The sequence below is a fragment of the Bradyrhizobium diazoefficiens genome (genome assembly GCF_016616235.1).
GTDB lineage: Bacteria > Pseudomonadota > Alphaproteobacteria > Rhizobiales > Xanthobacteraceae > Bradyrhizobium > Bradyrhizobium diazoefficiens_H.
This window is the reverse complement of record NZ_CP067100.1, coordinates 6,708,720-6,721,618: the sequence shown is the minus strand read 5'-3', so window position 1 is coordinate 6,721,618 and position 12,899 is coordinate 6,708,720. Positions and strand designations below refer to the sequence as shown.

Here is a 12,899-nt window from a genome sequence, read left to right as displayed (position 1 = left end):
AGGCGTGAACGCTTCCGTTCAACCACATTCGTCCCTGTTCCGCCCCGCGAGCCGGCTGTCCGCGATCGGCGTGTCGGAGATCCTGAAGATCACGGGCCTTGCCGCGGAGCTGAAGCGTCAGGGCAGAGACGTCATCTTGCTCGGGACGGGCGAGCCCGATTTCGACACGCCGGAGCACGTCAAGGACGCGGCGGAGCGCGCGATGGCCGCCGGCGTCACCAAATACACGGCGCTCGACGGCACGCCTGAACTGAAGGCTGCGATCCGTGCGAAGTTCAAGCGCGACAACGGGCTCGAATTCGCACAGGACGAAATCACTGTTTCGGCCGGGGCTAAGCAAGTTCTTTTCAACGCGATGATGGCAACTCTCGAAGTCGGCGACGAAGTCATCATTCCTACGCCCTACTGGGTGACCTACGCCGACATTGTCTTGATCATGGGCGGAAAGCCGGTCTTCGTTCCGTGTCGAGAAGCCAATGGCTTTCGCTTGACCGCGGAGGATCTGGCGCGCGCAATCACACCCCGTACGAGATGGGTGATGTTAAACTCGCCGTCCAACCCATCCGGCGCGGCCTATTCAGAGGCAAATTACCGGCCCATCCTCGATGTGCTGATCAAGCATCCGCACGTTTGGCTCATGGTAGATGATATTTATGAGCATATCGTCTACGACGATATCCGCTTCGTGACGCCGGCAGCGATTGAGCCTTCGCTCCGCGACCGGACGCTCACGGTCAACGGCGTCTCTAAGGCCTATGCGATGACTGGCTGGCGAATTGGCTTCGCGGGAGGACCGAGCGCGCTCATTCGCGCCATGGCCATCGTCCAAAGTCAATCAACGTCGTGTCCGTCGTCAATTAGCCAAGCAGCCGCCATCGCAGCGCTCAATAGCCCCGCGGAAATCGTCGGCGAGCGATGCCGCTCGTTCCAAGCGCGCCGTGACTTAGTGGTGGCAGCCTTGAACAGGATCGACGGCATTACCTGTCGGGTGCCCGAGGGAGCTTTCTACACGTTCGCTGGGTGCGCCGGGTTAATCGGTCGAACAATGCCGGATGGCACGCGCATCAACAGCGATGCTGACTACGCGGACTATCTTATGCACAGCATAGGCGTCGCCGTCATTCCTGGGGCGGCATTCGGACTCGCCCCATATTTCCGGATCTCCTACGCCACGTCGATTCTGGAGCTTGAGGAAGCTTGCAGGCGCATTGCGCATGCGACGAGTCGGTTATCTTAATTTGGAATGCCACCTCAGATGCGGATTTTTGCTCAGCTAAATTGCGCTGGTGTTTGGAGACTTCGTTGATGTGAAACCGTGGAGCCCTCAGGTCGGAAAGAAAAATGGCCGCCCCACGAGGAGGGCGGCCAATGAACGTGCGCCGCAGGAGGAAACTTTCGACGAACACCTTCAGGAGATCGAGCAAGCAACAACCTGATCCAGGCGTATGAGATCATTGGCTGGTGCCCTCGGCTACAGCGCCCAGGACGCCGCGACCATCGACAGCGACACTGCATCTTGCACTATGACCTGGAACAGCACGACGTCGCTGTCGTGCCTGGAAGGTGCTTCGGTCCGCGCCGCATTTCTGGCTATCCTACGCCACCTCCGAACAAACTTGCGCGAGGCCGTGATGCGCATCGCCAAAGCCTGCAGGGAGCCGTCATGACCATTCGCAACACCCGCACCGGAGGCGAGATCCTGATCGATCAGCTCGTCGCCCAGGGCGTCGAGCGCATCACCTGCGTGCCGGGCGAGAGCTACCTCGCCGCGCTCGATGCGCTGCATGACAGCTCGATCGACGTCATGATCTGCCGCGCCGAAGGCGGCGCTGCGATGATGGCGGAAGCCTATGGCAAGCTCACGGGGCGGCCTGGAATCTGCTTCGTCACCCGCGGCCCGGGCGCAACCAATGCCAGCCACGGCGTCCACATCGCGATGCAGGATTCGACGCCGATGATCCTGTTCGTCGGCCAGGTCGATACAGGTATGCGCGAGCGCGAGGCGTTTCAGGAGCTCGATTACAAGGCGGTGTTCGGCACGATGGCGAAATGGGCGGTCGAGATCGATCGCCCCGATCGCATTCCGGAGCTGGTCGCGCGCGCCTTCCGTGTCGCGATGCAGGGCCGCCCTGGTCCTGTGGTGATCGCGCTGCCGGAGAACATGCTGACCGAAACCGCCGCCGTTGCCGATGCGATGCGCATCGAGCCGGCGGCAAGCTGGCCGGCGCCCGCTGACATCGAGCGCGTCGCTGCCATGCTTGCCAGCGCTAAGGCGCCGCTCGTCATCCTCGGCGGCTCGCGCTGGACCGATGAAGCCACCAAGAGCATCGCGCGCTTTGCCGAACGGTTCGACCTGCCGGTCGCGACGTCGTTCCGCCGGGCCTCGCTGATCGACGCCGATCATTCGCATTACGCGGGCGATCTCGGCATCGGGCCGAGCCCGGGCCTGAAGGCGCGCATCGAGGGCGCCGACGTCATCCTTCTCATCGGCGGCCGCATGTCGGAGATGCCGTCCTCGTCCTACACGCTGCTCGATATTCCAACCCCGCAGCAGAAGCTGATCCATGTGCATCCGGCTTCGGAGGAGCTTGGCCGCGTCTATCAGCCGGCCCTGGCGATCCAGGCCGCGCCTGCCGCATTCGCCGCTGCCGTCGAGACGCTAAAACCCGCCGCTGTAGTTGCCTGGAAAGGCGAGGCCGCCAAGGCGCATGCCGATTACCTCGCCTGGACCGACAAGGCGCGCGAGCTGCCGGGCACGTTCCAGTACGGCCAGGTCATGACCTGGCTGCGCGACCGCCTGCCGAAGGACGCGATCGTCTGCAACGGCGCGGGCAATTATGCCGGCTGGATCCATCGCCATCATCGCTTCCACAGCTTCGCCGCCCAGCTCGCGCCGACCTCGGGCTCGATGGGTTATGGCGTTCCGGCGGCGGTGCTCGCCAAGCGGCAATATCCGGATCGGGTCGTCATGGCCTTTGCCGGTGACGGCTGCTTTCTGATGAACGGACAGGAATTCGCGACCGCCGTGCAGTACGACGCGCCGCTGATCGTCATCGTCGTCGACAATTCGCAATACGGCACCATCCGCATGCACCAGGAGCGCGACTATCCCGGCCGCGTGGTCGGCACGCAGCTGAAGAACCCGGATTTCGCGATGTATGCGAGGGCGTTCGGTGGCCATGGCGAAAGGGTCGAGCGCACCGAAGAATTCGCGCCGGCATTCGAGCGCGCGCTCGCCTCGGGCAAGCCGTCGATCCTCCACTGCATCATCGATCCCAGGGCGATCTCGGTCGGCAAGGATTTTGTGCCGCAGGAAGCGGCGCGCTGATGAGCACAATGATAGGCCATCACGTTACCATCATCGGAGATGGCGCAGTTGGCGCGATCAGCGCCATCGAGGCGCTGCGATCGATCCTCGGCGATCCCGGAGGCACGGACGCCGCGAGCTATCGCAACGCCGGCTGGCTAATCGTCGCATTCGGCGATTCCGAGCATTTGGAAAAAGGTGCCGGGCTATCTGATAGAACCGCTCGGGCCCCCTCGCGATCCGCTGGTCCCAAGGCCTTGCACCCGTTGATTCGGTATCTGCTCGCGGGCCGTTCGGAAGTGCGCGTCGAAAAGACGACCGTGCATTGCTTGATCTCCTGAGGGACGCACCGCTGCTGCACAGGAAGCTCGCGGAAGATGCCGGCGTTCCCCGACCTGATTAAACGCAACCGGGCGGTGCATGTCTTCCCCTCGCGCGCTTTGACGGCGATCTCGGCTGGCGCGTCCGCAAGCGCGTTTGCACCGAACGGCTGGAGATCTCCTGCGACGGGATGCGTCAGCGCGAGTCCAATCTCGATCTGCGCCAGAAATTCGTCAGGTGGCGGAAGAAGCCGGGCGTTGCCGAATCCCGGCGCCTATGTCGCCGCGCTCCCTTGGCCGCGATGGCTTGGCGTAAGCGATCGGAGTCATAGGTTGTATCGTCCATAACGAACTCGGCGGACAGTCTCCTCGATCAAGGCTGCGACTTGCAGCACATCAGCCCTTCTGACCGGCTGTCAGCGTAAACCGCTCAGGACATCCCAAGCCTCGAACCGCCATGTGGATCTTGGTGCTCAGACCGCCGCGAGAACGGCCGATCGCTTGATCTTCAGCCCACTTTTTGGTCGGCAGCGTGCTGATGGCTCGGACGAAGCGTGGAAGCAACATCAGGTATTCGAATTCCGAATCATCCGACATCGCCTCGAAGATACGCCACCAAACACCCTTGATGCTCCAGCGACCGAACCGCCGCGAACGCTGGTCCAATCGCCGAACACCTCTGGAAGATCCCGCCAGGGATCGCCCGTACGCACAATCCACAGGGCGCCCTCCACGAACATCTGGTTGTCGCGTCTAGTCTAGTCGGGCCTCCGGGCCCACGCCGCGTCGCTCAAAACCAATCCATCATCACACGTAAGACTGCCACCCAAAAGCAATCTTGAATCTGATTTGTCGCCTCAAGGGAAATCCCAAAAGTCGATACCACCCAGACCACCGATTCCATGAAACCTGCGGAAATGTAGCAGGTTGAATTGGTGGAACGGACGGGTTGTTGGCGGATTCCTCGCTTGCGGTTGGCGAAACGAGGAGCTGTGCTATGCCAGGATGGCGGCGAGCGGTCGAATTGGCAATGAGTGATAATGAGTGATGAAGAGATGGCGACGTGGGCGGCTCTTTTGCGGTCGAGAACTGAGCTGGCGGGCCTGGGTATCGCGGGCGCAGATGCTGCTGGCGTACCGGGAGAATCCTTCGTTCTGCGCGGTGAGCCAAAGACTTGGGGTCTATCATCAGACGGTGCAGCGCTGTGTCGATGCCCACTGGCGGCCCCTCGATGATCGTCCGCGACCGGGCAAGAAGCCAACAATCACGCCTGAGGCCAAAGCCTGGTTGGTGTCGTCGGCATGCGACAAGGCCAAGGATCACGGCTATCCGCATTAGTTGTGGACGACGCGGTTGCTGGCACGCCATGCACGCGAGCACGGACTGGCAACAGGGCATGCGCGTTTGGCCAGTTTGCTCCAAGGGAAGTGGCTCTGCACCGTGATTTTGACGGGTTGCGTCTGGCGACAGTCAGATTAGCTCCAGCAGGTTTTTGGGATCAAGGAGGACCTCGATGCTGCGACGGGTCCTTGGCTGGCTTGTGATGAGGCCGGCGCGTTCCAGCGTCAGCACCATTTGGTGAACCGACGGCGGGCTGACGTGTTGGTTTCGGCCGGGGACCTGCGATGCAGGCGGGTATAAAGGTTGATAAAAGCCAGGTACTGCCCCTGCTTGGGCGTGAAGATTTTTGCCGTAGGACTCACTCCGGCCGTCCGATTCAGTTGTTCGTGCGTGCCTCGGCCGAGGAGGCATGCCATGAATGTACGCTATCGGGTCGAACTCAGCCAAGTCGAGCGCACGGAACTCAAGACGTTGCTCAGCGGCGGCAACATGCGTCCCGCAAGCTCAAGCGGGCACAGATTTTACTGGCGCCGATGGCGGAGAGCCGGCGACGAGGAGATCGCCAGGAGCCTCGGCGTGGGCGGCTCGACCGTGTATCGGACCAAGCGACGCTTTGTGGAAAGCAATCTGGAGCGGCGCTGAGCGAGGAACCGCGCCCCGGAGCGGAGCGTAAACTCACGGGCAAGGAAGAAACCCTGCTGGTGGCGACCGCCTGTGCCAGTCCGCCAAAGGGGGTGCCCGCTGGACGCTTAAGCTGCTGGCAGGCGCAATAGTCAAGCTCACCGAACACAAGAGCCTGTCGTACGAGACGGTTCGGCGCCGCGTGGCGGAAAATGACATGAAACCCTGGCGCAAAGACATGCGGTGCATTCCGCAGATTGATGGTGAATACGTCGCTCGCATGGAGGACAAGCTCGACCTCTACGCCGAGGCGCCCGACCCAAAGCGGCCAGTGGTATGCTTCGACGAAAGCCCGGTGCAGCTCATCGGCGAGGCGCGTCAGCCGATCCCGGCCGAGCGCGGACGGCTCGAACGTAACGATTACGAATATCGTCGCGATGGCACGGTCAATCTCTTCGTTCTCCTCGACGTGCATCGTCCCTGGCGCAAGGTCAAAGTCACCGAGCGACGAGCGGCCGGAAGACTATGCTCAATGCATGCGCGACCTCGTCGACATCCATTATCCCGATGCCGAAATCAGGCGGGTGGTCCAGGATAATCTATCAACTCACTGTGCTGGCGCCTCGTATCAGACGTTCTCGCCCGCCAAGGCCAAGCGGGTCTTGCGGCGGCTCGAGTTCCGCTACACCTCCAAGCATGCAAGCTGGCTCAACATGGTTGAAATCGAGATCGGTGTCTTTGCGGGACAGTGCCTCGATCGCAGGATCGACGACCCCAACCGACTGCGCTGCGAACATCGCCGGGGAACGGCAGAGAAATGCCTCTGGCTTCCGCATGAAATGGATGTTCACAACGGACAAGGCTCGCGCCAAAATGGGACGCGCCTATCCCGCTACTTCCAAAGAGTCATAATCACTGTGCACAGCCACTAGCTAGTCTCTCTAGGCATTTTAGCTAAGCGACAGTGGCCTTTGCACCGGCAAGTTTGAGGTCGAATCTGTGGCGACGAACCGCCTCCCGCTCATGTAGTTTGCGGACAGGAGCCGCCAGGGTCAGCCGACCGACTCTGCACTTCGGCAAAGCGTTGTCACAAAGGTGCGCCGACCGCTTTGCGTCTATCTGTCGGAGTTGCATGCATCGCGCAGAATATGCTTACGCAAGCGAAGTGCGAGCCCTCCTTGACACGGTGTCGCATCTTTCCTTCGTCACGCGGCCAATTCATTTTCTGCCTGTCTCCACGATGCGCCTCTCTCGTGGTCTCCTTTTCTCAATAGCAGAGGACCTGTGCGCGCGCAAAATGTGTCAACTATGACCAATATACTTCTTGACCTCTCTTGTTAGAGTGGTGGTGTCACTGGCGGGAGTCCTTGTCGCCCAAAATTCATCTCCGATCATGCCGGCGATTTCGATGGCGCTTCGCCTGAGCGCGACAATTGCCTTTACGACTTGGTTTGCCCCTCGCGAGCCGCTCGGCATGGATATGCTGAGCGCCATCGGCGTCGGCTCAGTCGGAGCTGACAGGGCAACGGCCACCGATGTTAATCCCAGGAACAATTCCTCGACGATGATGCTCCAGCCTCTCTCGCGGACATTCGCGAGATCGACCAGCAACTCGGGGAGGTCCGTCTTGGTCCTTTTAGTCCAGACAGGCAGCTTGCCCGATGAGAGAAGTTTCCGGGCCTGGTCGGCAGGCATTCTGGCAAGCAGCGCCTTTCCAGCCGCGCTCGCGTTGCAAGGCAAGAGGTTGCCCGCATCGACGTGGAAGCCCTGGTCGACCTGGCCCGGAAAGCGGCTAATCAGCATAACCTCGGTGCCGGTCAGAACGGATACCCAGCAGCTCAGGCCCGTCTCAAGCACGATCTTGCGAGCGCCCTGGTTCACGAGCTCGGCAAGGCGATTGTGCGAATGATAGAGCAGGCCCAGTTTATAGGCCAAAGGACCGGGCCGATAGGCGCGATCCGGCCCTTGCTGAATCAGACCCGAGGCGGCCATCGACGCAAGGAGGCGCGATGAGCCGCTTGCGGTCAATCCGAACCGCGCCGCAGCGGCGCTGACGGTAACCGCCGGTGTCTCGGAACTGAATATCGTCAAAAGCTGGATGGCAGTGCGAACTGTCTTCACTTCTATCTCACTCCCTCTTTTTTTGGCCCCTACTTGCAATATATGCAATATATTTGAATATTTACAAGTTTATTTCGCTCTGGCATGGTACGTCACACGATGCGAGGGCATTAGCAGTTACTGAGCGAGCAGGAGTGCCGAGGCACAGAAACTCACATGAGAGTTGTCGCTGCTCTGTAGTGCGATAGCGTCGAGGTTATGACCTGCTAAGGCATTCCAGTGGCACTCCAATCTGCTTAAGTGAGACCTCCCGGCCGACTTGGTCCCTGTGCTTCGCACAGACGTGCTGTTGAAACATGCGCAACCAAGGCCGCGGAAGTCGGTCGCGTCCAAAAACTTTGCCGTACCCACACGCGTCACAGAACGGTTCAGCAGGGAGAGGAAAATGGCGATCGAAAAGACGATGTTGAGCCCGGCGCGGAGAGCTTTCGTCAAGAGCATCGTAGGCGGCGTCGCCAGCTTGGCGGCTCCCTTCATCCACCGCGGTTACGCGGCCGAGCAACTCGTGGTGCGCGACCCGGGAGGGGTCGTCAACGACGCGGCTATTAAAGCATTCTATAAGCCGTTCACAGAGGAAACTGGAGTCAATGTAGTTGGCGTCACCTCCCAGCTCGAGCCGCTGAGCCAGATCCGCACTATCGTCGATAGCAAGTCATATCTCTGGGACATCGCGCTGTTGTCGATGCAGGCGCAGCGGATCCTAGGCGAGGCGGGGTATCTGAATGAGATCGACCTTAATGCGCCCGGCATTAGGGATATTCTTTCCCAGGCGAAGTCCAAATGGGGTGTGGGCGTGCAGATCTACGCGACGGTGTTTGCCTACAATACGCAGACTTATGGAGATAAAGCTCTGACTTCTTGGGCGGACGTCTTTGATCTCAAGAAGTTTCCCGGACGTCGCGGTCTGCGGAAATACCCGATCGATACGCTGGAATCCGCAGTCATGGCGGACGGGGTCTCGCCGAGGGACGTCTATCCCTTGGATCTTGAGCGAGCCTTCGCGAAACTCGACCAGGTTAAGCCTGGCGTCGATGTGTGGTGGAGCAACGGGGCCCAATCATCCCAGATCGCTTCCTCGCGCGAAGTCGATATCGTTTCGACCTGGAATGGACGTATTCAGGCGGCCATCGACGATGGCGCGCCCTATAAGATTGTCTGGAACCAAGGCATATGGGCGGCTGACGGCTACGCCATTCCCAAGGGGAATCCAAAGGCGAAGCTGTGCCACGATTTCCTGACGTTCTGCGCCAGACCGGGCCGGCAGGCCGAATTTTCGAAATGGGTCCCGTATAGCCCACCAAATCCTAAGGCCTTCGAGTTCATTGACAAGGCTCGCATCCCGCTGATGCCAACTGCGCCGGGCCGTCTCGAACACATGCTGATGGAGAGCAGCAACTATTGGGCCGAGCATTTGGAGAAGGTCACGGCCCGCTTCAACGAATGGATCGTGAAGTGATCCCGCGCGCCTTTGCCCCCGCAACTGAGACTTCGTCAGCACGATCCATATTGCTGGGCGCCGAAGCACCGCCGCCGAACTCGAAGCTAAAAATTGAGCAGCTTGAGAAGCACTATGGGAACGTCCAGGCGTTGGCTCCCACGAGTCTCGAAGTGCGGGCGGGCGAATTCCTGACCCTGCTCGGACCTTCCGGCTCCGGCAAAACGACGCTGCTCATGGCGATTGCGGGGCTCGTGCAGCCCGATCGGGGCCGCATCTGGATCGATGGCCAGGACAGCACCTCGCGCGCCGTCCATGATCGCGACATCGGAATGGTGTTCCAGAACTACGCGCTCTTCCCTCATCTCGACGTCTTCGAGAACGTTGCTTTTTCTCTGCGCGTCAGAGGTGTCAGCGAGGCACAGATCCGGCAGCGCGCGCAATACGCCCTGGCTCTGGTGCAACTCGATCATCTGATACGGCGCTTTCCGAAAGAACTGTCGGGAGGCCAGCAGCAGCGCGTCGCGATCGCGCGCTCGCTTGTCTACGAGCCGAGCATCATCCTGATGGATGAGCCTCTGGGCGCTCTTGACAAGCGGCTTCGCGAGCAGATGCAGGCGGAGATCCGGCGCATCCATCGGCAGCTCGCCGTGACAGTTATCTACGTTACGCATGATCAAGAAGAGGCGCTCTCGATGTCGGACCGCATCTGCCTCATGAACGGTGGATCGATTGAGCAGATTGGCCGTCCGGAGGAGCTTTATTTTTCGCCCAGCACACTCTTCGCTGCGAAGTTTCTCGGCGAGGCCAATATTCTTGCGGCGAGGCGCACTTCCCACGATAAGTCGGTCATGGTGGCCGGGACAATGATTGAGCTTGCCGAGTTGCCGGATGGTGTACCGGAAAGCCTCTCGGTCTTGATCAGGCCCGAGAGCTTTCTGCTTGAGGCACCGCACACCCCGGCCAACTGCATCGAGGGGCGGCTCGTCGACATTACCATGCTTGGACCACTCACCCGGCTGGACCTCGTCTGTGACGACGATACGTCGCTCGTCGCGAAACTGCCGACTCGCAGGAAGCTAGCGACCCTCGAACCCGGCCAACGTATTAACCTTTTCTTCGCACGCGAGGACGCGATCATCGTTTCGGAGGCACGATGAGCATGCGTTGGGCTACTTTCGCTCCGGCAGCTCTGCGGGCCGGCCGTCTCAGCGATGCCGCTCTCCTCTTCCCGGCTTTGGCGCTGCTGTTGCTGATCTATATTGGGCCCGTCGTCTTCTTCCTAGGATCGAGCTTTATCACCCCGGATCAGGGCTTGAGCGTTGCGAATTACGGCAAGCTGTTCCGTAGCGCTGCGTACTTCACAACAATCATGAACACGCTGAAGCTGTCCCTCACGACCACGGGGGTCTGTATCCTGATCGGTTATCCCGTGGCATATCTCATGTCGACCATGAGGGGCGCCTCGACCTTAGTGCTGCTGGTCGTCCTGCCATTCTGGACGAGCTATCTCGTGCGCACCTTCGCCTGGATCATTCTGCTCGGACGCAACGGCGCCATCAACAACCTACTGCTCTCGACCGGCATTGGCCAGCTGGAACTTTCCTACAGCTTCTTCGCGGTGGTTACAGGTATGACCCATGCGATGCTCCCGCTCGCCATCCTCACCATGTTCTCAACGATGCAGAACATACCTTCCCATTATGGCCGCGCCGCAGGCACGCTGGGCGCACGAGGTGCGCAGGCGTTTTCGCGCGTCTACCTACCGCTCTCGCTTCCGGGTGTCGCGGCTGCCAGCCTCATGGTCTTCATCATCTGCCTCGGCTTCTTTATAAATCCCGCGCTGCTCGGCTCCAGGCGGGAGACCGTCGTCACCCAGTTGATCATTGACCAGCTCAGCACATCGCTCGACTGGGGCTTCGCTGGGGCGGTCTGCTTGCTGCTGCTCGTAGTCGCACTGGTGATCGTTGCAGCCTATCAGAGCTCCTTCGGGCTGACGGCAGTCACCGGCATGCAGTCCACCCATCGCGCCGGCCCGCTTCGTCGGACGCCGGGCAAGCTCGCGGTCAGGCTCGTCGGCGCGTTCGGCCAAATCCTGAGTGCGCTCGGGCGCGGCATTGAGCATATGCTACGTAAGGCCGGCGTGCCGCGCCGATCAGGCTTCCTGCGTCTGCCGCTCGCTGCCTTCGTCGGACTTGTGCTGATCTTTCTGATAGTGCCGGTTCTCTTCCTTGTGCCAGTTTCGTTCTCGCGGACTTCCTTCATGGTCTGGCCGCCGAATCTCTTCACCTGGCGATGGTACCAGAGTTATCTGACCGAGCCGATCTGGATCTCAGCCATTGTCCGCTCAGTGATTGTCGGATTTTTCTCGGCTGCAATCGCGACCTTTGCGGGAACACCGGCGGCATTCGTGTTGGTCAGGGGCAGAATACCTGGCAAGCAGTTGCTAATGAACATTATCATCGTGCCGATGGTCCTGCCGCATATGGTGCTAGCGATCGCGCTGTTTGCGCTTTATTCCAGGATCGGGCTCGTGGGCTCCATGATGGGCTTGGTGCTCGCCCATGCAGTGCTCGCCATCCCGCTCGTGGTAATCACCGTCTCCTCAGTTCTGCGCAATTACGACCACCGCCTCGATCAAGCCGCAGCGATCCTTGGTGCAACTCCGCTCAGGACATTCTGGAGGGTAACGCTGCCTCTCATCGGAACTGGCATGTCTTCGGCTTTCCTGTTCTCGTTCATCAACTCCTTCGACGAGTTGACCGTCGCCTTGTTTGTTACCGGCGGACTGACGGCGACCTTGCCCAAACAGATGTGGGAGGATGCGATTAATCAGGTCTCGCCGGGGCTCGCGGCGATCTCAACGGTAATGCTGCTCGTCCTCACCATGATCCTGCTATTGGCCCTGCTGCTGCAGCGCAAGTCAGGCTCCACTGCGATCGACCTTCGCGGCTGAGCCTACACCCGAACTTCGAGACGAGGATGGCTTCCAGTGAGCACTTTCGATGGCCCTTTACGGCTCCCGACCGTACGCCCTTGGTTCAAAGCCATGCCGCACTGACGGACGGAATGGCGGGCGGGCGAAAGGTTTGGGGATATCCTAAGACCGGCAGGTAGCGGCCAGCGGCTCCATTCGTGCGAGCGTTTCCCGGCTTGGCCACCGCCTGATCGATATCATACGAGCCTGCCGCCGTGCAATTCGACAAACCAATTCTGCATCCGTGGCTGCAGGTGAAGCGCATCTCGCGTGGCGACGGCTCCGGCTTTGATGTCGATCAGATCATTCTAAACGAGCTCGCCGGTGCAAATGTGTCGCGGCAAGGCAGGGGTCTTGCGCGCATCGAGCTGGGTGGACGGCCTGCCATGGATCCGCTTATCGAGTTTGACGTGAGTCGCAGCCGGCGCCGAGCATATCGTGGCCGAGTTCATGCTCAGCTACGGGCGCGTTTTGCACGACAAGCTGGCCGAGGCGCGTACGCCAGTAGAGGACTTAGGTAGTTCCATCGGTGAGCCGCGCGGAATCTCTACGCCAGGCCCTTAAGAAGTTATCTGGCAAGCACTCTCTCGCAGCGCATGCGAGACGCCAACGCGCCGAACGACAAGCCGCCAATATTCGCGCGTTGCCATGAATCAGAAACGCACACACGTCAATAACGCGCGTCCGCTAATGGAAGCCGTCGTCCGCAATCTATCGTCAATTCTGGAAATACCCATGTTGAATCTCAACTTACGTCTCTGCTCGTTTCCAGCACCT

General features: G+C 60.3%; 6 protein-coding genes and 3 pseudogenes. 7 read left to right on the top strand and 2 right to left on the bottom strand.

The features are described from left to right. Nucleotides 1-4 precede the first annotated feature (4 nt). The 3 genes and pseudogenes from JJB99_RS31765 to JJB99_RS37040 form a co-directional block, all read left to right on the top strand. A complete protein-coding gene (locus tag JJB99_RS31765) occupies nt 5-1,237 on the top strand; it encodes a pyridoxal phosphate-dependent aminotransferase (protein ID WP_246775063.1) in 1,233 nt (410 codons plus the stop codon). A gap of 426 nt (nt 1,238-1,663) precedes the next feature. Further along, nucleotides 1,664-3,328, top strand: coding sequence for a thiamine pyrophosphate-binding protein (locus JJB99_RS31760; protein WP_200496095.1), 1,665 nt, complete (start codon nt 1,664-1,666; stop codon nt 3,326-3,328). Next, a pseudogene (locus tag JJB99_RS37040) lies at nt 3,328-3,918 on the top strand (amino acid dehydrogenase); the annotation flags it as partial. The gene JJB99_RS31760 and the pseudogene JJB99_RS37040, both read left to right, overlap by 1 nt. Here JJB99_RS37040 and JJB99_RS31750 read toward each other — a convergent pair. Beyond that, nucleotides 3,914-4,379: pseudogene (locus JJB99_RS31750) on the bottom strand (IS5 family transposase); the annotation flags it as partial. The pseudogenes JJB99_RS37040 and JJB99_RS31750 sit on opposite strands and share 5 nt — an antisense overlap. A gap of 1,003 nt (nt 4,380-5,382) precedes the next feature. Here JJB99_RS31750 and JJB99_RS31745 point away from each other — a divergent pair. Beyond that, nucleotides 5,383-6,501 (top strand): annotated as a pseudogene (locus tag JJB99_RS31745) (IS630 family transposase). A gap of 390 nt (nt 6,502-6,891) precedes the next feature. Here the strand turns inward: JJB99_RS31745 and JJB99_RS31740 are convergent. Then, a complete protein-coding gene (locus tag JJB99_RS31740; protein WP_200496094.1) occupies nt 6,892-7,710 on the bottom strand; it encodes an IclR family transcriptional regulator in 819 nt (272 codons plus the stop codon). 385 nt (nt 7,711-8,095) lie between these two features. Between JJB99_RS31740 and JJB99_RS31735 the strand changes: the two genes are divergently transcribed. From JJB99_RS31735 to JJB99_RS31725, 3 genes are read left to right on the top strand one after another with little or no spacing between them, the layout of a single operon-like run. After that, a complete protein-coding gene (locus JJB99_RS31735) occupies nt 8,096-9,166 on the top strand; it encodes an ABC transporter substrate-binding protein (RefSeq protein ID WP_200496093.1) in 1,071 nt (356 codons plus the stop codon). Then, complete coding sequence (locus tag JJB99_RS31730) at nt 9,151-10,305, top strand: ABC transporter ATP-binding protein (protein WP_200496092.1); 1,155 nt, start codon at nt 9,151-9,153, stop codon at nt 10,303-10,305. Before JJB99_RS31735 ends, JJB99_RS31730 begins: the two co-directional genes overlap by 16 nt. After that, complete coding sequence (locus tag JJB99_RS31725; RefSeq protein WP_246775061.1) at nt 10,302-12,101, top strand: ABC transporter permease subunit; 1,800 nt, start codon at nt 10,302-10,304, stop codon at nt 12,099-12,101. Before JJB99_RS31730 ends, JJB99_RS31725 begins: the two co-directional genes overlap by 4 nt. The last annotated feature ends 798 nt before the right edge of the window (nt 12,102-12,899 follow it).

What these genes read in the sequence shown, in the direction of transcription:
- JJB99_RS31735 (WP_200496093.1), top strand. Translation starts at nt 8,096, where the DNA reads ATGGCGATCGAAAAGACGATGTTGAGCCCGGCGCGGAGAGCTTTCGTC.
- JJB99_RS31760 (WP_200496095.1), top strand. Translation starts at nt 1,664, where the DNA reads ATGACCATTCGCAACACCCGCACCGGAGGCGAGATCCTGATCGATCAG.
- JJB99_RS31730 (WP_200496092.1), top strand. Translation starts at nt 9,151, where the DNA reads ATGGATCGTGAAGTGATCCCGCGCGCCTTTGCCCCCGCAACTGAGACT.
- JJB99_RS31725 (WP_246775061.1), top strand. Translation starts at nt 10,302, where the DNA reads ATGAGCATGCGTTGGGCTACTTTCGCTCCGGCAGCTCTGCGGGCCGGC.